Origin of the sequence: Marinomonas pollencensis, assembly GCF_003387375.1 — a bacterium.
GTDB classification, from domain to species: Bacteria; Pseudomonadota; Gammaproteobacteria; order Pseudomonadales; family Marinomonadaceae; genus Marinomonas; species Marinomonas pollencensis.
In genome coordinates this window covers 50524-73614 of sequence record NZ_QUNG01000003.1, presented here as the reverse complement: position 1 = coordinate 73614, position 23091 = coordinate 50524, and the positions used below count along the sequence as shown (strand labels likewise).

Annotated in this window: 26 protein-coding genes and 1 tRNA gene; 14 read left to right on the top strand and 13 right to left on the bottom strand. The window is 44.1% G+C overall.

Annotation, left to right across the window (positions count from 1 at the left end; genetic code table 11):
• Position 1: 1 nt before the first annotated feature.
• The 5 genes from apaG to DFP81_RS05470 are packed head-to-tail and all read right to left on the bottom strand — an operon-like array spanning position 2 to position 5709.
• Positions 2-376 carry a Co2+/Mg2+ efflux protein ApaG gene (apaG, locus tag DFP81_RS05490; RefSeq protein ID WP_115896771.1) on the bottom strand — a complete coding sequence of 125 codons (375 nt, stop codon included), beginning with the start codon at positions 374-376 and terminating at the stop codon, positions 2-4.
• Entirely contained in the window at positions 377-1174 is a 798-nt protein-coding gene (rsmA, locus tag DFP81_RS05485) for a 16S rRNA (adenine(1518)-N(6)/adenine(1519)-N(6))-dimethyltransferase RsmA (RefSeq protein ID WP_115896770.1), read from the bottom strand.
• The gene (gene pdxA, locus DFP81_RS05480) at positions 1174-2193 is read right to left on the bottom strand and encodes a 4-hydroxythreonine-4-phosphate dehydrogenase PdxA (protein ID WP_115896769.1); all 1020 of its coding nucleotides are present in this window, start codon (positions 2191-2193) and stop codon (positions 1174-1176) included. The genes rsmA and pdxA overlap by 1 nt, the downstream gene beginning before the upstream one ends.
• A 7-nt stretch (positions 2194-2200) precedes the next feature.
• On the bottom strand, positions 2201-3457 hold the full coding sequence (locus DFP81_RS05475; RefSeq protein ID WP_115896768.1) for a peptidylprolyl isomerase: 1257 nt from the start codon (positions 3455-3457) through the stop codon (positions 2201-2203).
• On the bottom strand, positions 3457-5709 hold the full coding sequence (locus DFP81_RS05470) for an LPS-assembly protein LptD (protein ID WP_115896767.1): 2253 nt from the start codon (positions 5707-5709) through the stop codon (positions 3457-3459). The genes DFP81_RS05475 and DFP81_RS05470 overlap by 1 nt, the downstream gene beginning before the upstream one ends.
• Before the next feature lie 128 nt (positions 5710-5837).
• Between DFP81_RS05470 and djlA the strand changes: the two genes are divergently transcribed.
• Positions 5838-6629, top strand: coding sequence for a co-chaperone DjlA (djlA, locus tag DFP81_RS05465; protein ID WP_115896766.1), 792 nt, complete (start codon positions 5838-5840; stop codon positions 6627-6629).
• Between the two features lie 24 nt (positions 6630-6653).
• Here the strand turns inward: djlA and DFP81_RS05460 are convergent, their stop codons facing one another.
• Positions 6654-7643: a DUF3530 family protein gene (locus tag DFP81_RS05460; RefSeq protein ID WP_115896765.1), complete on the bottom strand. Its 990-nt coding sequence runs from the start codon at positions 7641-7643 to the stop codon at positions 6654-6656.
• An 84-nt stretch (positions 7644-7727) separates the two neighbouring features.
• Here DFP81_RS05460 and rpe point away from each other — a divergent pair, with 84 nt between their 5' ends.
• Together rpe and DFP81_RS05450 are read left to right on the top strand one after the other, a co-directional pair.
• Positions 7728-8399 carry a ribulose-phosphate 3-epimerase gene (rpe, locus tag DFP81_RS05455; protein ID WP_115896764.1) on the top strand — a complete coding sequence of 224 codons (672 nt, stop codon included), beginning with the start codon at positions 7728-7730 and terminating at the stop codon, positions 8397-8399.
• The gene (locus tag DFP81_RS05450) at positions 8399-9079 is read left to right on the top strand and encodes a phosphoglycolate phosphatase (RefSeq protein WP_115896763.1); all 681 of its coding nucleotides are present in this window, start codon (positions 8399-8401) and stop codon (positions 9077-9079) included. Before rpe ends, DFP81_RS05450 begins: the two co-directional genes overlap by 1 nt.
• A 73-nt stretch (positions 9080-9152) precedes the next feature.
• Here DFP81_RS05450 and DFP81_RS05445 read toward each other — a convergent pair whose 3' ends face one another.
• Together DFP81_RS05445 and DFP81_RS05440 are read right to left on the bottom strand one after the other, a co-directional pair.
• A complete protein-coding gene (locus DFP81_RS05445) occupies positions 9153-10274 on the bottom strand; it encodes a mechanosensitive ion channel family protein (RefSeq protein ID WP_115896762.1) in 1122 nt (373 codons plus the stop codon).
• 47 nt (positions 10275-10321) lie between these two features.
• Positions 10322-11653, bottom strand: coding sequence for a magnesium transporter (locus tag DFP81_RS05440; RefSeq protein ID WP_115896761.1), 1332 nt, complete (start codon positions 11651-11653; stop codon positions 10322-10324).
• 337 nt (positions 11654-11990) lie between these two features.
• On the opposite strand from DFP81_RS05440, the gene DFP81_RS05435 reads away from it, so the two are divergent.
• Genes DFP81_RS05435 through DFP81_RS05420 form a run of 4 tightly spaced genes read left to right on the top strand, consistent with a single transcriptional unit; the run spans position 11991 to position 14874 of the window.
• The gene (locus DFP81_RS05435) at positions 11991-12569 is read left to right on the top strand and encodes an anthranilate synthase component II (protein WP_115896760.1); all 579 of its coding nucleotides are present in this window, start codon (positions 11991-11993) and stop codon (positions 12567-12569) included.
• A 9-nt stretch (positions 12570-12578) separates the two neighbouring features.
• A complete protein-coding gene (trpD, locus tag DFP81_RS05430; protein WP_115896759.1) occupies positions 12579-13613 on the top strand; it encodes an anthranilate phosphoribosyltransferase in 1035 nt (344 codons plus the stop codon).
• A gap of 19 nt (positions 13614-13632) precedes the next feature.
• Positions 13633-14445 carry an indole-3-glycerol phosphate synthase TrpC gene (gene trpC, locus DFP81_RS05425; protein ID WP_115896758.1) on the top strand — a complete coding sequence of 271 codons (813 nt, stop codon included), beginning with the start codon at positions 13633-13635 and terminating at the stop codon, positions 14443-14445.
• A gap of 21 nt (positions 14446-14466) precedes the next feature.
• A complete protein-coding gene (locus DFP81_RS05420; RefSeq protein ID WP_115896757.1) occupies positions 14467-14874 on the top strand; it encodes an OsmC family protein in 408 nt (135 codons plus the stop codon).
• Between the two features lie 50 nt (positions 14875-14924).
• Here the strand turns inward: DFP81_RS05420 and DFP81_RS05415 are convergent.
• The 4 genes from DFP81_RS05415 to flgA all read right to left on the bottom strand — a co-directional run bounded on the left by DFP81_RS05415 (position 14925) and on the right by flgA (position 16711).
• Positions 14925-15000, bottom strand: a tRNA-Arg gene (locus DFP81_RS05415).
• Positions 15001-15086: 86 nt separating this feature from the next.
• Positions 15087-15566 carry a flagella synthesis protein FlgN gene (locus tag DFP81_RS05410; RefSeq protein WP_115896756.1) on the bottom strand — a complete coding sequence of 160 codons (480 nt, stop codon included), beginning with the start codon at positions 15564-15566 and terminating at the stop codon, positions 15087-15089.
• Between the two features lie 35 nt (positions 15567-15601).
• Positions 15602-15913 carry a flagellar biosynthesis anti-sigma factor FlgM gene (gene flgM / locus DFP81_RS05405; RefSeq protein ID WP_115896755.1) on the bottom strand — a complete coding sequence of 104 codons (312 nt, stop codon included), beginning with the start codon at positions 15911-15913 and terminating at the stop codon, positions 15602-15604.
• Between the two features lie 105 nt (positions 15914-16018).
• A complete protein-coding gene (flgA, locus tag DFP81_RS05400) occupies positions 16019-16711 on the bottom strand; it encodes a flagellar basal body P-ring formation chaperone FlgA (RefSeq protein WP_115896754.1) in 693 nt (230 codons plus the stop codon).
• A 130-nt stretch (positions 16712-16841) separates the two neighbouring features.
• On the opposite strand from flgA, the gene DFP81_RS05395 reads away from it, so the two are divergent.
• Positions 16842-17771 (top strand): chemotaxis protein CheV, encoded by a 930-nt coding sequence (locus DFP81_RS05395; RefSeq protein ID WP_115896753.1) that lies wholly within the window; start codon positions 16842-16844, stop codon positions 17769-17771.
• A gap of 65 nt (positions 17772-17836) precedes the next feature.
• The gene (locus DFP81_RS05390; RefSeq protein ID WP_115896752.1) at positions 17837-18676 is read left to right on the top strand and encodes a CheR family methyltransferase; all 840 of its coding nucleotides are present in this window, start codon (positions 17837-17839) and stop codon (positions 18674-18676) included.
• 24 nt (positions 18677-18700) lie between these two features.
• On the opposite strand, the gene DFP81_RS18495 is transcribed toward DFP81_RS05390, so the two are convergent.
• Positions 18701-18832, bottom strand: a complete 132-nt coding sequence (locus DFP81_RS18495) for a hypothetical protein (RefSeq protein ID WP_281272013.1) — start codon at positions 18830-18832, stop codon at positions 18701-18703.
• 52 nt (positions 18833-18884) lie between these two features.
• Here DFP81_RS18495 and flgB point away from each other — a divergent pair, with 52 nt between their 5' ends.
• The 5 genes from flgB to flgF all read left to right on the top strand — a co-directional run bounded on the left by flgB (position 18885) and on the right by flgF (position 23053).
• Positions 18885-19277, top strand: a complete 393-nt coding sequence (gene flgB, locus DFP81_RS05385; protein ID WP_115896751.1) for a flagellar basal body rod protein FlgB — start codon at positions 18885-18887, stop codon at positions 19275-19277.
• A gap of 5 nt (positions 19278-19282) precedes the next feature.
• Positions 19283-19732, top strand: a complete 450-nt coding sequence (gene flgC / locus DFP81_RS05380; protein ID WP_115896750.1) for a flagellar basal body rod protein FlgC — start codon at positions 19283-19285, stop codon at positions 19730-19732.
• A gap of 9 nt (positions 19733-19741) precedes the next feature.
• Positions 19742-20455, top strand: coding sequence for a flagellar hook assembly protein FlgD (locus tag DFP81_RS05375; protein ID WP_115896749.1), 714 nt, complete (start codon positions 19742-19744; stop codon positions 20453-20455).
• Positions 20456-20467: 12 nt separating this feature from the next.
• Entirely contained in the window at positions 20468-22165 is a 1698-nt protein-coding gene (locus DFP81_RS05370; RefSeq protein ID WP_115896748.1) for a flagellar hook-basal body complex protein, read from the top strand.
• Positions 22166-22306: 141 nt separating this feature from the next.
• Positions 22307-23053 carry a flagellar basal-body rod protein FlgF gene (gene flgF / locus DFP81_RS05365; RefSeq protein WP_115896747.1) on the top strand — a complete coding sequence of 249 codons (747 nt, stop codon included), beginning with the start codon at positions 22307-22309 and terminating at the stop codon, positions 23051-23053.
• Positions 23054-23091: the final 38 nt, after the last annotated feature.

Sequence of the window (23091 nt, the reverse complement as noted above, 5' to 3'; positions counted from 1 at the left end):
TTTAGTGTACCTGGTTGGGAACAGATAAGGTGAATGGACGAATTGGCGCCTCAAATTCAGTGCCATCGTCGGCGATAAATAGGTAGCTGCCGTGCATGCTACCTACTACCGTATCCATTATAGTGCCGCTGGTATAATGGTAGGATTCACCCGCTTCCAAATGGGGGTACTCACCGACGACACCGTCACCTTTTACTTCTTGAACTTTTTCATTGCCGTTCGTAATAATCCAGTGCCTTGACTTCAATTTTACCGTTTCACTGCCACAGTTAGTGATTGTGATGTGATAGGCGAATACAAATCGAGACTCTGAGGGCATGGATTGCTGAGCCAAGTATTCAGTTTGCACAGAGACGGCAACGTCGTACTTCAACATCTAGGCTTCCTTGTTATGAATAAAGTTAGCAATGCGCACAAACTCTTCGACATCGAGTCGCTCTGGACGCAGGCTAGGGTCGATTCCTAAAGCCTCGAAGTCATCGTTGTCCAATACACCTTTATAGTTGTTGCGTAGCGTTTTGCGACGTTGATGAAAACCAATTCTGACGGTGTCTTCAAGGCCTTTAATGTCGGCCACTGGGAAAGGCAATGTCTTGTGTGGCGTCATGCGCACAATAGCGGATTCTACCTTAGGCGCAGGATCAAAAGACTCTGGTCCAACAATGAATAAGGATTCGACAGCGCAATAGTATTGAGCCATGACGCTTAGGCGGCCATACAGGCTGTCGCCTGGGCGTGCGGCTAAGCGATCGACCACTTCTTTTTGTAGCATGAAATGCATGTCTTCAATGACACTGGCTTGGCTCAAAAGGTGAAAAATCAGTGGCGTCGATATATTGTAAGGCAAATTACCAACAACACGGATATTTTGTTCTGTCGCCAGCGAAGCAAAATCGAACTTCATTGCGTCTGCCTCGTGAACGGTAAGGTCAGGGAAGCGGAACAAATTCACCTTCAAAATAGGGATTAGGTCGCGGTCTAATTCAACCACATCCATGCGTTCAGTAAGGCTAATAATGCCTTCTGTTAGGGCGCCTTTACCTGGGCCGATTTCAACGATTCGTTGGCCTTTTTTAGGGCCGATACAGGCAACAATGCGGCGAATGACACCGTGATCATGTAAAAAGTTTTGGCCGAAACGTTTTCGTGCTTTATGGGACTGTGGTTTGCTCATTAGGAATGTTTTTTCGCGTTATTGGCCATGTTGATGGCGTGTTGAATGGCAACTTTTAAACTGCCGTCATTGGCGGTGCCAGTACCGGCTAAATCAATGGCGGTGCCATGATCGACCGAAGTTCGAATAATCGGTAAGCCTAACGTAATATTGACGGCATTACCAAACCCTGAGTATTTTAACACAGGTAGGCCTTGATCGTGATACATGGCTAACGCGCAATCTGCGTGATCTAGATATTTGGCGGTGAACAGTGTGTCGGCTGGTAGCGGGCCAATCAAATCAATCCCTTCGCTTCTTAAACGATCAAGCGTTGGGCTGATGACCTCAATTTCTTCCATGCCCAAATGCCCATCTTCACCAGCATGAGGGTTTAAGCCACAGACTAGTATTTGAGGTGAGCGAATGCCAAATTTTGTCTTCAGGTCGTGATTAAGCGCTTTGATAACCCGGGTTAAGGTTTCATCGGTAATCGCTTGAGGAACCTGCTGCAAGGGAAGGTGAGTGGTGACCAGTGCAACTTTCATCGCGTCCGTTGCAAGCATCATCACCACTTGCTCTGAATGACACAGAGCCTGAAAAAACTCTGTATGCCCTGAAAAATGCACGCCAGTCTCACAGAGTACGCCTTTATGAACGGGCGGGGTGACGATGGCATCAAATTCACCATTTAAGCAACCTTTCCCTGCTATTTCTAAAGTCTTTAAGACATAAGGGGCGTTTGCTACATCTAAATGGCCTGCTTGGCTTGTGGTAGCCAATTTGACGGGGAGCAGACAAATTGTTCCCAGTTGATGAATAGGAGCTTTGTCGGCCGTGTCGACTATGATCCAATTGGGCTTGAGGTTTAGTTGCTCAGCTCTTTCATGAAGAAGATCTGGGTCCGCCAGAACCACAAGGCGCGCATTGAATGATTGGTTCATCAATGCGCTGAGGATAATGTCCGGGCCAATGCCTGCTGGTTCTCCTGATGTTATGGCAACCACTGGCAGATCGTTGTTCTCAACTTGTTTCGTCATTGAGCTGCTAGTCCTTGATGTCAATAAAAGCGTCGGCTTTTAACTCAGCTAACCAGTTGCTGAGAACAACATCTTTTTTCTGTGCAATCAAAGCTTGTTCTGCTTTAGCGCGTTGTACTTTTTCGCTGATGTCTGCTTTACGGCGGCCTTCCACTTCCACAATATGCCAACCAAATTGGGTTTGAAATGGCTTACTGAAGTCGCCAACAGCCGTGTTATCCATGACGTTTTCGAATTCTGGTACCATGGTTTTCGGTGATACCCAGCCCAGTTCGCCACCTTGTAATGTAGAGCCTTGGTCTTCGCTATACTTCTTCGCTAGCTCTGTAAAGTCTGCGCCTTTCACGAGCTGCTGGTAGATGTCTTCTGCCAGTGCCTTAGTTTGCTTCATATCTCGAATTTGATTGCTGCGAACCAAAATATGACGAGCTTTTGTTTGTTGCTGAATTGTGGTCGAAGGGGAGCGCTTATCCATTATCCAAAGTAGGTGATAGCCTGCATTACTTTGGATAGGGCCCACTAATGATCCCGGCTGACTGTTGCCCAAGGCTCTGACGAACAAAGGTGGTAATTGGTTAAGAGGGCGCCATCCTAGGTCTCCTCCTTCGATCGCAAATTGGCCATCGGAATTAGCAATTGTCTCATCGATAAAGTCGCTTTCAGTTTGAATCTTTTGAGCAATGGCTTCGATTTTGGTTTTCGCTTCGTTGGGTTGATTGGAGCGAATCAAGAGGTGTCTTAAGTGCACTTCATCTTTGTCTTTACTCAGGCTGGTGTCCGAGCTTAAGTAGTCGCTTATTTCTTGATCTGTAATAGAAATCCGTTTTTTGATGATTTCTTTTTTGATGTTGTTGATTAAGATTTCTTTTTCAATTTGGTCGCGGTAGCGACTGTAGTTGATGCCTTGTTTTGCCAGTACTTGTTTCAAACCGTCGAGATCGAGGTTCATTCTCTGGGCCACACTAGTGATGGCTTTATCAACCGTGCTGCTAGATGTTTGCATACCAACACTGACAGCATAATTGGCTTCTAACGTTTCATCTATCAGTTGATTCAGGATCTGGCGATGAATGTTAGGGGTCATTTCACCACCCGGAATGCGGCTTTTAACCACGTTAAAGCGCGCTTCGATGTCGCTGTCTAGAATCGGTTGTGAATCAACAATTGCAGCGATTCCGTCGAGTTTTACCGGCGCCGCTTGAAGGGTTTGAAAAGGCGCAAAAATGAGTAATGCGCCGAGTGTAAAAGAAAATAATTTCATCATTAGTATCCAACTTTTCCATCGTTCCAGTAATCATCAGCGATACTAGAAGTGCTGTTATCTTTAGCGCCAGGGCTACTTAAACTACGTAACGTAAACTGTAGGAAAAAGCCGCTTTCAAATTCGCTGTCATCATTAAGCCAGTGTTGATAGCTTGCCGATACTTTGACACAGCAATTTTCGTAGCCTAGACCGACCACTTCTTTTGTACTTCTGTCGTCAAAGAAGTCATAGGTGTGTTGTAAAAACATTGACCAGTTTTGATTGATTGGGAAAATAGTGCCGATATTACTTTGATTGGTATCGTCATCTTCGTCGTCGTTATCAATGCTATAAAGATAACTTAAATTCACTTTAACTTCGTCAACTGGTTTTAGTTTTACAATAACTTGAGTAAGGGTTGTATCGCTTTCGCCTATATCATAGTTAGCGTTAGCGGTAAGGCTAAAGCGGTCGCTGCCTGTATAGGTTACCGACCCTAATAAAGGGCTAGTACTGTCATCATCTACCGGCGTGTCACTGTCTGTGTCGCCACTGGTGGAAACAAAGCGGTCTTTTAAATACTGGATTTGTGCCAGTTTAAATGCCCAGCGCTCATTGTTGTTTTCATCGTATAAACGGCTTTCTACGCCAAGTGTAAACTGACGAGTATCACCGATTCGGTCATTACCACTAAAGCGCTCATGACTGAAGGCTTGGGAATAGCTCATCACCGAGGTGCTGGCATCAAAGTCTTCAATGTCTGTTTGATCCGTATAGGGCGAGTCTAAGAAGCTTAGTCTTGGCTCAAGTGTTTGACGCCAAACTTGGTCGTCTCTAATGATGCTGCGCTCAAATACGGTTTTTGTATCAAAGTACGTGGAGACGTGATTTAGGCTGGCGTCGAAATCAGAGTCATCCGTGTAATCGTGGATCGAATAGTCCCTATTTTGCACCAAGATACCTGGTGTGAAGCTTCCCCAAGCATTGCTAAAATTAAACTTCAAATCTTGGTTTAAAGCGGTTCGCTGACCATCAAAATCGTCTTCATCCGGGTCATAAAAGTCGGTGTACTGCATGTCGACACTGTAATCAAACAAACCAGTTGCATAACGGTAAGAAGATTCGACTCGAGGCAGCCACTCAAATGGCGCATCTTCATCTGGGTCCGGCGTTTGGTAACGTCGTACTGTGGCTTTACTGCTAAAGTTACCGTTGTTAAACGACAGATAGCCGCTTCGTTCGTAGTTGTCTTCTTCTCCAATAGAAGTTGTGTTCGCGTCAGGGTATTTATCTTCTGTAGGGTTGTCTTCCAACAATAAACCACTGCTAAAGTATTTATTTAGCGTTAGGTCGGTCTTGAATTTTCGAACAATTTGTTCGCCTTCGTCATTATCGTCAAAGGTAGATTGTTCAAAGGTAGTGTCGTCGTAAACACCTAAGTGACGTAATTCAAGGTCAAATCCCGTGCCCTCTTCTTGAATGTAATGAGGGGTGATGGTGGCATCGTAATTGGGTGCAATATTCCAGTAGAAAGGAGCCGAAAGACTAATGCCTTTACTGCCAGAAACACCAAAAGTAGGGAATAGGAAACCGGTTTGGCGTGCATTATTTAGCGGAAAGCGTAACCAAGGAAAGTAAAAGACAGGTACGTCGTGAATACGGATCTGAACGTTTTCTGCGGTACCAAAGCCTTCATTAGGGTTAAGTTCAATGGCTGAACCATATAGTTGCCAGCTTTCTTCTGTTGGTTCACAGGTAGTGTAATAACCTTGGTGGATAAAGATAATGCCGTTTTTACTGCGCAATAGTGATTTAGCGGCGCCACGCTGACCAGACTCTAGGTTAATAAACCGAGCGTCAACAAATTCAGTTGGTGAATCAGTGGCGCTAGAGACATAACCGCTGGAGCCGCGGATCATCTGTCCTTTTTGCCTTAAAATAACATTGCCATCAGTCTTATAATATTTGTCAGGCACGCCTTCAATATTATCGGCCTGTAGGCTTGAGGTGGGCTGAATAATTTCTGCCGCGCCATTAAGGTGAACAACACCATTCTCATCTCGGTAAATTAAATCCGCTTTAAGATTCGTGTCTTCAGAATTAGGACTTTTCCATTGATCAATATATGCCCCTTGGCAATATCTCCCCAGTTGAGCTTGTTGTTCCGCGGGTAAAGACTCTCGAGGAACCCAGTCCCATTGGTTCGCATGGGCCGCAGGTAAAATGAAAAGACTTTGAAAAAATAAAGCGTAAATACGTGAATGCTTAACCATGCAGGGTATACTTGTCGCCAAATGATGATTGTCCTAAAGTGGACTCTTCCCCTAGTCGGGTCCTTTATAATGACAAATGATAATCTAAGCAGGCCTCTACGGGCTACCGATTCTGGAGAAATATCTTTATGTGGAAGTTGATTGGTGCAATTTTAGGCACCATCGTGATGGGATTCTGGGGCGGATTGCTCGGATTATTTGTAGGCGCAATGCTAGATAGTGCCAAGCGTGGGGAGGCTTTTGTTGGTCTGCGTGGGCGTGTAAATGTGCGCCAGCAACAAGAAACTTTTTTTCGTACACTTTTTTTACTAATGGGACGATTGGCTAAGTCTGATGGGCGAGTATCTGAAGAAGAGATACAGTTAGCCGAAGCCGTCATGCAGCGTTTACGCTTATCGCCTATGGCTCAAGAGCAAGCGCGTCAGCTTTTTAATGAGGGTAAATCTGCGAATTTTGATTTGTCTGCTGTGTTGGGGCAGTTTAAAAATGTCGTTGGTCCGGGCGACCTTACGCGTACTTTGTTAGAAATCTTGTTGGTGTCTGCTTATGCCGATGGCCATTTTAGTGTTGAAGAAAAGTCCTTGGTGTCACAGGTCTGTGCTTATCTTGGCGTGTCTGTCGCTGAGTTTGAAAGTTTGCATATACAAGTTAAGCAGCAAGCGCATTTCAGGCAAGGTTATCAATCTTCGCCACATGGTGCGAACTCGAAAGATTTATTGAAAGCGGCTTATGATGCATTAGGGGTGAGTTCAGAAATGAGTGATGGGGAGATCAAAAAAGCCTATCGTAAGCTCATGAGTCAGCATCATCCGGATAAGTTAAGTGCCAAAGGTTTACCTGATGAAATGATTGAGCACGCTAAAGAACGTACTCAAGAAATACAATCGGCTTATGAGATGATCAAAAAATCTCGTAAATAGTCTACGGGCTATTATGGTTGAAGATTAAGGGCTTTCATAGAAAAGCCCTTTTTTGTATTCAGGCAGGGGCTTAACTTGCTCGACTTGTGCGGTATTTTGCTTAAGAAACCCTCGAACTCTCTGCACCATTTGCTGCGTGTCTTCAGATGGACTATTGAGTTCATCTGTCGCGATTAGCTGAGTGAATAAGCCAGTGTCTCCCTTTCTTTGTTGCGCGGCCTGTTTACGCCAACTGGCAAACCTTTGGTTGCTCGCTGAGTCGGCGAGAAAATAATCCAGTACAGGGTGTTCAATAAGGCTAAGATCTTGTGCCAAATCATAATTGTTTTCAGGCCCTGGTGTGACCATATTGATTAGTACAAGAGCGTCACCTAACGTTTTATTCTGCGCGAGAAAGTGCAGAGCGTACGCTGCGCCAGTACCGTAACCAATCAGCACAATTTGTTTGTCATTTCCTTTGTTTTTCAGATCACTAATTGCCGCCTGTAGACGTGCAAATACTTCTTCTTGATTGGCAAGAATCAGGCTGTTGTCGGCCTCTATAGAAGGGCTGGACGAGGTATCTGTGACGGCTTGTGCCCGTGGTGTAATATCTGGTATTTCCATGGAGAGCGTACACCAACTGTATTCAGGTAGTGTGTTTCTTAACGGGGAAATAACCGCAGGCCAATCTGGGTGTTCATTGTCAGACGGCAATAAAATAGCACAACCTTGAGAATCCCCGGTTAACGCTTGCCTGTATAGCGTCAAGAAAGACTTGCCTTGCGCCTCCAAAAGATTGATTTGATGGCCTAGATGGTTTTGTTTTACATTGTTTTCCAAGGCTTGGATGCGTGTTTTTTGAGGACTTGGGGAAACTCTTTTTTCAGTTTTTGGTGGTGACGTATTGGTACTGTTAGGTGACTGAGTTGTCGGAGCAATGGTTGACTCTTCGGCAGAATAGAGCGCAGTCGAGATAAGCAGCGATAGCCCCAGCAAGATCTTAGCGTTAACACACGGATAATTTTTCTTCATTGTTTCCAATACTTATTAAGAGTGCCTTGTTAAAATGTCAGGTAAAGTAAGCTGTTTTCTATTTTGTCACTGCTGGAGTCAGATATGAATAATTTTATTATCGCCCCTTCGATACTTGCCGCCGATTTTGCCCGTCTAGGGGAAGAGGTGGATAACGTACTAGAGGCGGGAGCCGATATGATTCACTTTGACGTGATGGATAATCATTACGTTCCCAATCTAACGATAGGGCCCATGGTCTGTAAAGCGTTGCGTAAGCATGGAGTGACGGCGGACATTGACGTACATCTTATGGTAAAGCCTGTGGATCGTATGATTGGTGAATTTATTGAGGCTGGCGCAAGCAGTATTACCTTTCATCCAGAGGCCAGTGAGCACATTGATAGATCGTTGCAAATGATTAAAGATGGTGGTTGTCGTGCGGGTTTGGTTTTTAATCCTGCAACCCCATTACATCATTTAAAGTACGTTATGGATAAAATCGATATGGTATTGTTGATGTCCGTAAACCCTGGTTTTGGCGGCCAGTCTTTTATTCCCGGCACTTTAGATAAGTTGCGTGAAGTTCGATCAATGATTGATGAGAGTGGGCGTAATATCCGCTTGGAAGTAGATGGGGGCGTCAGTGAAAAAAATATCGCAGAGATAGCACAAGCGGGGGCGGATACTTTTGTGGCTGGCTCAGCCATTTTTGGTAAAGACGATTATAAAAAGGTTATTGACCTAATGCGCACAGAGTTGGCGAGTGTGCGTTAATGAAAACACCACGACATTTTAAAAGCTGGTTTGATGGTTGGCCGGAGCTGGTTTGCTTTGATTTAGACGGTACCTTGATTGACAGTGTACCTGACATTGCGAGCGCAGTGGGTGCGTTTCTTGCTGAGCAGAATGCGCCATTAGCCGGAGAAGAGCGAGTGCGAGGCTGGGTTGGCTTTGGGGCGGCTAAGTTAATAGAGCAGGCAATGTCTTGGGCTAATCTTGATCCGCACAAGCATGAAGAGTGCTATCGAACATTTTTAACCCATTATTTTGCTCATTTGACACAGAACACAGCGCTTTACGCGAATGTGAGAGAGCTATTAAAAGCCTTTAAGCATCAAGGTATTCCAATGGCGTTGGTGACAAATAAGCCAAGTGTTTTTATCAAGCCTATTTTAGATCACTTTGAACTAACAGAGTATTTTGGTTGGTTCTTAGGGGGCGATACACTTGAAGAGAAAAAGCCTTCAGCATTGCCGCTATTGCACTGCAGTGAATCGATTGAAGCAAAGCCGGAGAGGTGTTTGATGATAGGTGATTCTATGACGGATTGTCGGGCAGCTAATAAGGCAGGCTTTAAGTGCGCACTGGTGACTTATGGTTACCATCAGGGGGTAGATCTTGCTTCGTTAGGCGCCGATGCAGTGATTGATGACCTTGTTGAACTGCTGATTTAAATAGTTTTTTCTAAGTGAAAAGGGCTTGAGTTAACACTCAGGCCCTTTTTTTATCGTTAAGTTGCGCGCTTCGTTATGCTGTTTGATTGTTCGCTTCTGGCTTGCCCAGTGACATGGGTTCTGTGTTGGCCATGTGAACAGTGTGTGTTGGGAATGCTACTTCTGCTCCATGAGACTCTATGATAGTCATAATTTTAAACAGTACGTCTTGTTTAACTTCATGGAAGGTTTTCCAATCCACTGTTTTGGTAAAAGTATAGATAAAAAAGTCCAGTGAAGAAGGCCCAAACTGATTGAAGTTCACCATGCAAGTTTGGCTCATATCTAATGCCTCATGTTCAGCTATCATGGTTTTCACCTCCGCTAGAATGTCAGGAAGTTTGCTGAAATCATCATATCGGACGCCGATGGTCTCGTTAATTCTGCGATGGCTCATGCGTGAAGGGTTTTCAACTGAAATGATCGAGAAAGTTGAGTTAGGCACGTATAGTGGTCGTTTGTCGAAGGTTCTAATACGGGTCTGACGCCACCCTATATTTTCTACCGTACCTTCAATGTTTTTATCCGGCGAACGAATCCAATCACCAACCACAAAGGGTCTATCGAGATAGACGATCAGGCCGCCAAAAAAATTCGACAGTAAGTCCTTGGCGGCGAAACCAATTGCAATACCGCCGACCCCACCAAACGCTAACACCCCAGAAATGCTGTAGCCTAGCGTTTGCAGTATGACCAACAAGGCGGTGATGATAACCGAGACTCTCAACAGTTTACTGATAGCGCTGGCGGTGGTGACATCTACTTTTTTCGCCACCTTGCTTGATGTAGTAAGAGTATTTTCTGCCTCTTTGATGAATCGCAATACGAACCAAGCTAACAGGGCAATTACCCCGACATCGCGTAATGCTGAGATGATAGATGTGAATGTGGGATCGAGTTCAGTGCCTGAGATCTCAGCGGCCACTGATATACCGACTAACCAAATAAAAACACCTAAGGGTTTTTGGGTGGCTCGGATAAGTATGTTATCCCATGGGTTTTTGGTTTTGCCTAAATGGTGCTCGATGCGGTCAAGCACACGTACTGCAATAAAATTGACTATTAGGGTCAGCAATACGACGATAAAAACACGCACTATCCAGTGCATGTTTGAGTCACCTAACCCTAAATATGTTTGCGCGTTTTCCCAAGTCATTGTCTGTCCTATTTTAAAATGTGCTTAATTAAGTTGCGATAACGTATTTAAAGAAGAAATAAAGTGCCTAAGCCTAGAAAAGCCACAAAGCCCGCAATGTCTGTGACCGTGGTTAAAATAACGGACCCTGATAATGCCGGGTCGATTTTTAGTTTATCTAAGACAACCGGGATAATGACCCCAGAAAACGCCGCCATAAGAATATTGACGATAATGGCCATAGCGATAACCGCCCCGAGCATCGGGTTCTCAAACCACCATAGGGTGACAACGCCGATTACAATTGCCCAGAGAATACCATTTAAGATACCGACTTTTAGTTCTTTTGAAAGCAGCGACTTTAAGTTGCTGCGAGTGATTTGGCCGAGGGCTAAACCGCGTACGATTAACGTAAGGGTTTGGCTACCTGCGATGCCACCCATAGAGGCAACTATGGGCATGAGTACAGCAAGAGCAACCACTTGTTGCAGTGTTGCTTCAAATAGCCCAATAAAAGAGGAGGCTAAAAAAGCGGTTAAAAGGTTGATTCCAAGCCAGATGCCGCGAGTGGCTGCGCTGCGTTTTACCGGTGCAAATAAATCGGATTCTTCGTTTAAACCTGCGGTCGACATTTGTTGTGTTTCATTGGCGAGACGAAGGCTTTCAAGCGCCAGTCCAGTATGAAAGCGACCGAGTAAAATATGATGCTCATCCACCACAGGCAATGCCGACAGTTCTGCTTTTTCGAGTTGCTCAGCGGCTTTGGTCAGTTCCGTTGTGGCGAGAACAAAAGGGCAGTCTTCGTCGATTAAGCTGGAAATGGCTTCGTGACCTTGTGCTTTGAATAACTGATCAAATTTAACGCAGCCCACCCAGCGACCGGTTCGATTGACTAGGTAGATCATATCTGTGTAATTGGGGGTGCTTTTCTTTAATAAACGCAGTGCTTCAGCAGAGCGTATGCTTTGGGACGCAATAAGTAACTCGTGATCCATCCAGCGACCAACCAGGTTGTCGTCATACACTATCCCTTTTTGATAGTACTCACGCTGTTTGTGGTCCATCTGGTTGAGTGCCAAATCCACCATTTTGTCTGGCAAAGAGTCGGCTATTTCCAACAAATCTTCAGCATCAACATCGGCGAATAACGCCTCGATTTCAGACTCTTCAAGCTCCTTTAGCAATAAGCTACGTGACTCGCCACGCATTTCCACGAGTATGTCGAGGCGCTTCGCTTGTTTGATGTTTTGCCATGCTCTGGTGCGCTGTGTAAGAGGGATGGATTCTAGCGCTAGAGCAACATCGTCAGGGGTTGCTTCGGCCATGGCTTTGCCAATGGACTCGTAGGAGTGCTCATCTTGAATTAATGCTTCAATAAGGTCTGCAACTTGGTTGTGCACAGCGTGTCCTTTATAACCGAAAAGAGAAGAAGTGGTGACGGAGTGTTAGTGTGAAGTATAACCTTGATTGTTTCAAACTAGAGTGGATTGTTAGGCCATTTTTGACGATAAAATTGAATAATGTTGAGCTTTCTTGATATTTTGTTGTGATTTTATTTAGCAACTGAGCGAATCCTCAGTGAGCGAAAGAAAGGGGTTAGTGTTCGGCCGCCAAATCCTTTAAAATCGAGGATCGATGATGGTTGTATTGCCTTTTCAGTGGGGGGTAAAAGCTTCTCTGGGAAAGTGTGACACTGTATTTTTATGCCTTATATAAAATCAAAGAGTTAGTATAGACATGTTGTTAATGATTGATAATTACGACTCTTTTACTTACAACCTAGTACAGTATTTTCGTGAGTTGGGAGCAGAAGTTTGCGTTTATCGAAATGATGAGATTAGCATTGAGCAAATAGCCCAGCTAGCCCCTTCTCATTTGGTGATTTCTCCCGGTCCGTGCACACCAAATGAAGCAGGAATCTCGATGGCGGCGATTCGTGAATTTGCCGGTAAAATTCCTATTTTAGGTATTTGCTTAGGCCATCAAAGTATTGGCCAAGTCTTTGGTGGTGATGTTATTCGTGCTAGAAATGTCATGCACGGCAAGACTTCTTTAATTTATCACAATGAAACGTCTGTTTTTAACGGCTTACCTAACCCTCAAAGCGCAACGCGGTATCATTCGTTGATTGTCGATGAAGTTACTTTACCAGACTGCTTCGAGATAACTGCCTGGACGCAAGGAGCGGATGGTAAGCGAGATGAGATTATGGGTATGCGGCACAAGTCCTTACCAGTAGAAGGGGTGCAATTTCACCCAGAATCTATTTTGACCGAGGCAGGGCATGCCTTGTTAGCAAATTTTTTGACGCGATAGGAGTAATGGGTGGATATCCAAAAAGCAATTTCAGCTGTGGCGAGTCATCAGGATTTGAGCAGCGATCAAATGCGTCTCGTAATGACCGATATAATGACAGGTAATACCACTCCAGCTCAAATTGGTGGTTTTTTAATTGGTTTGCGAATGAAAGGCGAAACCGTTGCCGAAATTAGCGCTGCCGCGAAAGTGATGCGCGAATTGTCTATGAAGGTAGATTTGCCGCTAGAACACTTAGTCGATACCTGTGGGACAGGTGGCGATGGTGGCAATTTATTTAATGTGTCTACGGCGTCGGCCTTTGTTGTTGCCGCAGCAGGGGGAAAGGTTGCCAAGCATGGAGGACGTTCTGTTTCATCTAAATCAGGCAGTGCGGATGTATTAGAAGAAGCTGGCATCTATCTTGATTTGACTGCTGAGCAAGTTCGTCGTTGTGTTGAAGAGATTGGGTTAGGATTTATGTTTGCTCCTAATCACCATTCGGCAATGAAGTACGCAGTGGGTCCTCGTAAAGAGATGGCAACACGCACCATCTTTAACTTATTGGGCCCTTTAACCAATCCTGCCGGAACCAAAAGACAGGTAATGGGAGTGTTTGCAAAGCAATGGGTGCGGCCGATCGCGGAAGTATTGAAAGCGTTAGGCAGCGAGCATGTAATGGTGGTGCACTCAGAAGATGGCTTGGATGAAATTAGCATAGGTGGATTAACCTATGTTGCTGAACTTAATCATGGTGAGATCACGGAATATACGATTAGCCCTGAAGACTTTGGTATTCCTCTGCAGTCTCTTAATGCGCTGCAAGCAAAAGACTCAACAGAAAGCTTAGCGTTAATAAAAAGTGCTTTGGATGGCAAAGGGGTTGAAAACCCTGCGCGTGATATTGTCGCGTTAAATGCTGGTGCTGCCATCTATGTATGTGGTGTTGCGGATACACTAAAAGAAGGTGTAGAAATGGCAGAGGACATGATTGGTAGCGGGTTGGCGAAAGTGAAGCTTTCAGAGCTAGCGAGCTTTACTCGTTATTATAAAAACGCTGAGTAATGAAGCGAAGGATGTTGTTATGCAAGTAGAAATACCAACTATTTTAAGAAAAATTGTGGCGCGAAAGTTTGAAGAAATAGAAGCGCGAAAAGGACAAACTTCTTACGCTAATTTAGAAGTGGCAGCTTCTGTAGCAAATGTACATAACGCGCCAAGAGGCTTTGCTCAAGCGCTGCGCAATAAAGTGGCTGCGGGTAAAGCAGGGGTTATCGCCGAAATCAAAAAAGCCTCCCCTAGTAAAGGCGTTCTGCGAGAAAGCTTCTCGCCGGCACAGATTGCTCGTTCCTACGAACAGCATGGCGCAGCCTGTTTGTCCGTATTGACGGATCAAGACTTTTTTATGGGCCATGAAGATTATTTAGTAGAAGCACGCAACGCATGTAAGTTGCCCGTTATTCGTAAAGATTTTATGGTAGATGAATATCAAATCATGGAAGCGCGTGCGATTGGTGCTGATTGTATTCTACTGATTGCGGCTTGCTTGGATGGGGCTCAATTAAAGGCGTTTGATGCCCTAGCTCGTGAGCTAGGTATGGATGTGCTGGTGGAAGTGCATAATAAAGCGGAATTAGATTTGGCGCTTGAGCATACGCAAACAGAGCTTTTAGGTATTAATAACAGAGATTTACATACCTTTGATTTAAGTTTAGATCATACCTTTGAGCTAATGAAAGGGGTGCCAGATGATCGCCTTATTGTTACCGAAAGTGGTATTCATACTCGAGATGATGTGGCGCTGATGCGTAAAAATGAAATACATGCCTTTTTGGTTGGAGAAGCGTTTATGAAGGCGCAGAATCCAGGTGAAAAACTGGCTGAGCTGTTTGAATAAGAGTCTAGAGAAGGTTAAATAATGAAAACCGATGTAACGTGGCAAGAAGATGTTCATTTCACTGCTGAAACAGGATCTGGCTTCAGTATTGAAATAGACGGCAACCAAAAAGTGGGTGTTCGTCCAATGGAGTTGCTGTTAGCTGGGCTAGGCGGCTGTACCTCTTACGATGTGGTTAATATTCTGAAAAAGTCTCGTCAAGATGTTGTCTCTTGTGTGGCGAAAATTGATGCAGATCGTGCCGATTCGGTCCCCGCTGTGTTTACCGAAATCCGTGTGCATTTTGTTGTAACAGGTCGCAACCTTAAAGAGAAAATAGTAGAGCGTGCGGTGAAGTTATCGGCTGAAGAATACTGTTCTGCGTCTTTGATGTTGGAAAAAGGCGGAGTGAAGATCGTTCATAGTTTTGAGTTGATAGAAGCGCAATAAGCTGTTCTGTCTTATGTAAAAAAAGAGCGCATGCGCTCTTTTTTTGTGTCTGGTGTCCCCTGCGAGATTCGAACTCACGTCTAAGACTTAGGAGGTCCTTGTTCTATCCAGCTGAACTAAGGGGACATTTGTTTTCTATTAGGAGATTTATACCTGAATTTTGCGCGTAACTCAAATTTTGGGAAGGGAAACAATTGATTTATATGAGAATTTTAAGCTCTACCTAAAGTGTGCTTACTGCTAATTGGGCGTGTGGCGCCTCTTGATGTGTAGACTTTACTTTTATCGTTGTGACCTTGTAATAATTCAAATAAATGCTTATTGCGTTTCTGTAAGGTGGTGAGAATTCTGGCATTGCTTTGGTTTTTTGTTTTGCAGAGGGTCAACAGTGTTTCGCATTCTTCCATTAGTTGGCGAGTTTCATCCATGCTGCTATCTTGCTCTAGTAGCCAAGTTTTGAAATCTTCTTCTAAAGGTTTTTTGCGATCTATGATGTTAAATTTAATGAGCAGATTAACTCTTCTCTCATTTAATAGATTCATTTCATCTAGGAGGGCGCTTTTTTCAGCAGCGATACTGACAATGGCTTCGCTGTTGAGTTCACCAAATGCCACTCTTTCACTGTCTAGAAGAGAGGAAAGTTGTTGTAGAATTTCTTTACTTCTAAGGAAAACAGGGGCGATGGGCAACATATAGGTAAACCAATTAAGACTGCATTAATGACAGTCTAGAATAATGAGTCCATAGACGCCATGTTGCTAGCCAGTTTCTGTGAGTCGATTTTATAGTTTCCAGATGCAATGGCTTGCTTAATTTGATCTACTTTTTGTTGGTCGATATCAGATAAACCGTTAATTTTGGCTTCTTGATTCTGTAGGGTTTGAGCGGTGCCACTAAGCCTAACTGTGTCTTCAGCCATAGTACCAGCACCAGATGTATTGGCGTCCACCGCTGTTTTTGATGTGGAGTCTTCAGCGGGCGTGCGGCTATTTTTGCTAACGCCGCCTTGGTTTGATATCCCTGTGAAATTTATTGCCATTAGGTTGCTTCCGCCTTGAATGATTTGCCTACTTGCTTTAACGGCTTTATTTGAAAAAACTTTAGCAGAAAAAGTCGTTATTTATAGATCGCAATGAAACACAGTTTAGTAGTTTACAAGAACCTCACTGTCGGTTACAACTTTTGCGTATATAATTCGCCCAGAACTGGTATTTTGCACTCTAATTTGTTGGTCTTTAATGCCATTTTCCAGCGCTTTTCCATTCATTTTGACAACAATGTTGCCTGTTCTGGCGGTGATTAAAATACGCTCACCCTTTTTGATTAAAGTAGGTTGTTTGGTGACCTTATCAGTAATGAAAGCATTGATGCGCAAATTGCGAGAAGCGATTAGTCCGAAAGGTGGGTGGCTTTTGGTATACACCTGACCTCGCAGACTGGTGATATCCACTTGCCCAATGCTGGTGTTTTGTGGCGTGATTGCCTGGCCGCGATTGATTGGAGTGGTCACCTTAAATGCTGATATTAGGATGGATTGAGTGACGGGAACGAAGGATTTCCATTCAGGTGAATTACAGTGTATTGCATAGGTCGTGCGTTTTGAGGCATTTGGCCTTTGGTTTTCTATCTGTATATTGGCGTCTTGACAGGCGGGTAAGTAGCTTAGAGCTGCTTGGTTGTTCAGTGAGATTTCAATGTCTGCATCAGGGTATACCGTGGCGATCCTTGGGATCTCAACCAGATTAATATACTTGTGTATTTGTTCAGTGATCGATAAGGCAAAGCTGTGGCTGGCTTGGAGACAAGCAAAGGCTATTATTAGCCTTATTGACGACATAATAAACTCTCTTTGGTATTGTTAAGTTATTAGTAAAATAGAGATAATCACTCTATTATGGCTTATATTTTAATATTAATGAGTCTGACTTAATACTCACTTTACGTATACATTTTTTTAGGAGACATTTATGGCTAGTGTTCTCGAGAGCGTTAACCAGCGTACCCAACTAGTTGGGGAGAACCGCCTCGAATTATTGCTTTTTCGTCTGAATGGAAAGCAGATATACGGGATTAATGTGTTTAAAGTGAAGGAAGTGTTGCAGTGTCCTAAATTAACCGCTTTACCGCACAGTAGTTCGGTAGTGCGAGGCGTTGCTCATATTCGTGGTGGCACTATTCCTATTCTAGACTTGGGGTTGGCGACTGGCGCTAGCCCGATGGAAAACATCGCGCAATGTTTTGTCATTATTACCGAATATAATCGCCGTATTCAGGGTTTCTTGGTGCGAGGTGTAGAGCGAATTGTCAACATGAACTGGAGTGACATTCAGCCGCCACCAAAAGGTTTGATCAATGACAACTATCTTACTGCTGTCTGTCAAGTAGACCAGGAAATGGTTGAAATTATTGACGTGGAGCAGATTTTATCTGAAGTGGCGCCAACACGTCAGGATATCTCTGATGGGATTGTCAGTGAAGGTGTTCACGCGAATGCTAAAAAGCACCATATTCTTATTGTTGATGATTCATCTGTGGCCCGTAAGCAAATCAAGCGTTGTATGGAGCAGGTAGGCTTTGAAACGACGGTGTTGAATGACGGTCGTGAAGCGTTGGAATATTTACAGGGAATGGTGGCAGATGGAGCGGATGTTACCAAAGAGTTTGCCATGGTCATTTCTGATATCGAAATGCCAGAAATGGATGGTTATACTTTAACGACAGCGATTCGTAATGACAGTCGTTTGCAGGATTTATTCATTCTCCTGCACACGTCATTAAGTGGTGTTTTTAACGAAGCGATGGTTAAGAAAGTGGGAGCTGATGGCTTTTTAGCTAAGTTTCAGCCAGATGAGTTGGCCCGCTTGGCCATTGAAACGGTGCAGGTTCAAGCTGATTAGTAAATTGTGTTTTTGGGAGTGTGTACTCAAAGGCGCTTATGATCTCTGCTGTTTTAGGAGTTTTAATGCTCAGTAGTACAAATGCAATTACACCAAATGGCTATCTTAGGTTTAGAAATTTTCTGCAAAAAGCGTGTGGGATTTCACTGAGTGAGAATAAACAATACCTTGTCGCTAGTCGTTTAGGCAAAATTCTCGAAAGAGAAAAGTATACTAAAATTGAGCAATTAGTTGATGCGTTGGAGCGTACTGGTAACGCGCGCCTGAAGGAAGAAGTGATTAATGCGATGACGACCAATGAAACCTTGTGGTTTCGTGACTCTCATCCTTTTACGATTCTGAGAAATAAAGTGCTGCCAGAAATGACAGAAAGGCCGCTAAAAATATGGTCTGCGGCGTCCTCTACAGGTCAAGAGCCCTATTCTATTAGTATGGTTATTGATGAGTATAAGGCGTTAAAACCGAGTGCTTTGAAAGCTGGAGAAAGGATTGTTGCGACGGACATTTGCACTAATATTCTTCAGCATGCTAAGCAGGGAGAGTACGATAGTTTGGCGATCGCTCGAGGGCTTGGTGCCGATTTACAAAATAAGTATTTTGATAAAATAGACGCCTCCACCTGGAAAATAAAACCCCATTTGAGAGCACGGGTAGATTTTAGGTATTTAAACTTGATTGACTCGTTTGCATCATTGGGAAAATTCGACATAATTTTCTGTCGAAATGTTCTGATTTATTTCGATGGAGAGCGCAAACTCGATATTTTGAAGCGTATGCATGCCTCTCTTAATCCTGGAGGGTATTTATTTTTAGGAGGCTCTGAGGCGCTAAGTGGTCTGTCTTCTTTGTTTGAAATTGTTCAGTGTCACCCAGGGATTGTTTATAAAGCCAAGTCGCTAAGATAATACCTGCAACAAAAGAGTCTCTTCTTAATAAGCCATGCCTTGATTGCCAAGCGTGGCTTTTTTTGTTTCTGGAGGTTGGATTAGCTTGCCGTTTTTTGCCGATTTCATTTTTTTAAATTCTAAGCTATTGATAAATAAAGATAAATTAATTGGCATTGATATTGCTTATTAAAATCAAAGCTTTAAGTATTAGTCGTTAGGAGGTGGCGTGGCCATATCATTTAATCAAGCGTTTGCAGGGCATGACAAGATGCTGGAATTTAGAAGTGAGAGAGCTTCTGTTCTAGCCAATAATATTGCTAATGCAGATACGCCAAATTATAAGGCGAGAGACATTTCCTTCGACTCAATGTTTAACAATGAGCAAAGCAAACTGCGTTTAGCGAGTGACAATGATCGCCATATACAGGGTAATAGCACAATGGGCGAGAGCAGCGGTCTGCTGTATCGCAACCCAAGTCAACCATCATTAGACGGCAATACCGTTGATATGCAGCGTGAGCAAGCTGAGTACGCACAGAACTCCATGCAGTTTGATACTAGCTTTATGTTTTTAGACAGAAAAATTAGTGGCCTGAAAAAAGCCCTCACAGGGAATTAATCGTTATGTCTCTTAGTAATATTTTTACGATTTCCGGGTCTGCAATGAGTGCCCAAACAATTCGTCTGAACACGGTGGCAAGTAATATGGCCAATGTAGACAGTGTGGCCAGCTCTGCAGACCAGACATATCGAGCTCGTAAGCCGGTTTTTTCTCAAATGATGAATGATGAGATGCAAAAAAGCGGCTGGAATGGTGCTGGGGCTGATGATATCGGGGCAGGAATCGGGGTGAAAGTGGATGGTATTGTTGAGTCCGATGCGCCATTAAAGCCACGTTATGAGCCGGATAATCCAATGGCTAACGAAGATGGGTATGTGTACTACCCTAATGTTAATCCGATTGAAGAAATGGCGGATATGATGTCTGCCTCTCGATCCTTTCAGACCAATGTGGAAATTATGAATTCAGCGAAAAGCATGATGCAAAAAATGCTTACGCTAGGACAGTCATAGGGGTGAGAGATGGCGAATATATCAGATAATAATGGGTTAAGAGGCCTGATATCTCAATACGGTACCGATGGCGCAAAGTCCAAAGCTGGCATAGAAAAGCCAGATAGTGTGGCGGAGAAAGACGCCACCGGTGGTCTTGCGGATAAAAACGTATTTTTGAAGCTTTATATCGAGCAGTTAAAAGGGCAAGACCCTACAGCACCACAAGACACCAATGACATGGTGTCGCAAATGTCTCAGTTTAGCTCGCTTGAAAAACTCTCGAGTATCTCTGACCAGTTAAAAAACATGACGACGTCGTTGACTTCTAACCAAGCATTGGGAGCATCTAGCTTGGTTGGTAAGTCGTTGATGATGAAGGCAGATAAGACAACAGTGACAGAGTCGCAAGAGGATGTAGCCTTGCGTACCGTGCTGCCGGAAGGCGCAAAGTCTGCCACGCTAAAAATTTATGATGCCAATGATCAATTAGTCCGTACCGCTAAGTTGGATACAGGGCAATTTGATTGGGATAAGAAAGACGATGCCGGAAATGTTTTGCCGCCTGGTGAATATCGTTTTGCCGCCTCAATGGTAAATGATAAGGGGGAGGTGTCTGCTTTAACGACTCAGCTGCCTAGTCGTATTCAAGGGGTCACGATTAATGGTGCTGATGGTACGGTTTTGAACGTCGAGAATCACGGCAAAGTTAAGCTAACAAACGAATTGGAAATATTAGGATAACTGGAGCGTAATATGGGTTTCAATACAGCATTATCAGGTATTAAAGCGTCTGCTGACTATTTAAGCGTGACCGGTAACAATATTGCCAACGCGGACACAACGGGTTTTAAAAAATCACGCATCGAATTTAATGATTTGTACAACAGCAACGTGCTAGGTGCTGGGAGTAGTAACATCATTGGCTCCGGCGTGAGCGTCGCAAGTGTTTCTCAAGAGTTTTCATCCGGTAATCTAGCCTATACTGATAACAATTTGGATTTGGCGGTCGATGGCACTGGGTTCTTTGTATTGGATGCCGGGGCTGGCACTCAAGCTTTTACGCGTGCGGGTGAGTTTAAGTTAAATGCAGATGGAAACTTGGTGACGAACTCAGGTGCCAAGGTGCAAGGTTATAACGCGGTTGATGGTATTATTGGCGGTAACTTAGAAGACATGGTGGTGCCCACTGCTCGAATTCCTCCTAAGGCTACTTCTGAAGTAAATCTAAAAGTGAACTTAAACTCTGAAGGGGAGGATGTGCCGCCGTATATTCGAGCGGATTTTGATCCAGCCAACCCAGACACTTACGATTACACTCAGACGCAAACGGTAGCAGATGGCAATGGGAACAATCACTTGATTAGTTACTATTATGCCAAAAGCAAAATGCCTAATACTTATGAGGTTTATGCAACGGTTGATGGTAAGTCGACAGACGATACTGGTGCGCCGTTTATGCAGCCAACTTACGCCACTTTCAATGGTGCTGAGACTACGGATTATAATGGTGATGGCGTTGATGAGCCGCCATTTGCTTTGTTGTACAGCGGCGCAACAGAGCCAACTGTTGCCGATATTGCGAATTTGACTCAGAATCCTATCGCAGCGGGTGGTACCTTGAATGGGGTGGCGATCGCTGGGACATTGGATCCAACTTTGGTCCGTACGCCAGATAATATTGCGCGCCCTGCGTTTGACCCAACAGACCCGTCTTCATACAGCTACGGTAACACTAAAAATGTTTATGATGCGCTAGGTGAGACACACACGCTGGGGTATTACTTTATTCAGCAAGGTGAAGATAATACCTATGAGTTGCGTGCAACTGTGGATGGTAAAGAGTCTTATATTGACCCAACCACAGGTGAGAATAAGCGTTACTTGGAGAAAGATACGGTCGTCACTTTTGACCCTGCGGGTAACTTGTCTGGTGCTTATAAAGGTATTCCACCTTTTGGTTCTCCTCAACCAGTACAGCTGCAAATTGAAGGGTTTGACCCAACAAACCGAAATTCTATTATCCCAGTTGACCTTACAGGCTCGACTCAGTTCGCTCTCGATAGTACTGATGAATTTAAGCAAGATGGGTTTTCAGCTGGTGAGCTTCAAGGGGTGTCGTTTGATGAGGATGGTAACCTTATTGCCACTTATACTAACCAGCAAACGGCAACACTTGGCCAGTTAGCTTTGGCAACCTTTGATAATACTGACGGTTTGGTGCCAGATGGTGATACGGCATGGGTAGCGGGCAAAGATTCTGGTCCTGCGAGTGTTGGTCGACCAAATAGTGGCACCCTAGGGAGCGTGCAAGGTGGGGCACTTGAGGAGTCGAATGTGGATTTGACCTCTGAATTGGTTGCTCTTATAGAGGCGCAGCGTAACTATCAGGCAAACTCTAAGACATTAGAAACTGAAAATACGGTAACACAGACGATAATAAATCTACGTTAATCGCATTTTTGATTTCCAGAAAAGCCGCAAATAGTCTTCTATTGCGGCTTTTTTTTTGCATCTTTTTTGTTTTTTCTTTGAGTTGGTACGCTTTTTGATAGTAATACCCTAATAGAGAGTTGTTTATTGAGGGAAATGGTAATGGATAGAGCCTTGTATCTTGCAATGAGTGGGGGTGTACAGACGATGAATGCCCAAACTATACACGCCAATAATTTAGCCAATGTGAATACAACAGGCTTTCGTGCGGACTTTGAGCAAGCGCGATCCATGCAGGTTAATGGCGAGCATTTTCCTAGCCGTGTCTACGCTATGACAGAAAACCCTGCCACTCGATACTCGCAAGGCGACATGATTCAAACAGGTCGAAATCTTGATGTTGCAGTTAAAGGGTCAGGTTTTATTTCTGTGTATGACAGTGAAGGCCAAGAAGCCTATACCCGAGCTGGCGATTTACAAATTAACGCCGCAGGTCAGCTGGTAACTGGCAGAGGTTTACCGGTTGTCGGAAATAATGGTCCGGTTTTTTTGCCGCCATTAGAAAGCCTTACCATTGCCTCTGATGGTTCTATTTCAATTGTTCCGCAAGGTGGTGCTGCGAATGAAGTGGCAGTGATCGACCAGATCAAATTGGTTAATCCAGAGGCCGACACTATCCGCAAGGGAGAAGATGGGTTGATTCACACAAAAGTGCCTGGGCAAGACCTTGGTGCGGATCAAAATGTTCAGTTGGCCTCAGGGTTTATTGAGGGTAGCAATGTTAATGCGGTTGAAGAAATGACGCACATTATGGATCTTTCTCGTCGCTTTGAAATGAATATCAAAATGATGGACACAATACGAGAAGACAGTGCCGCATCAGCAAGAATTTTACAGCGAAATGCTTAACGTTAAGTGAGCCCGTTTGTTGGCTTAGTGTTTTTTAT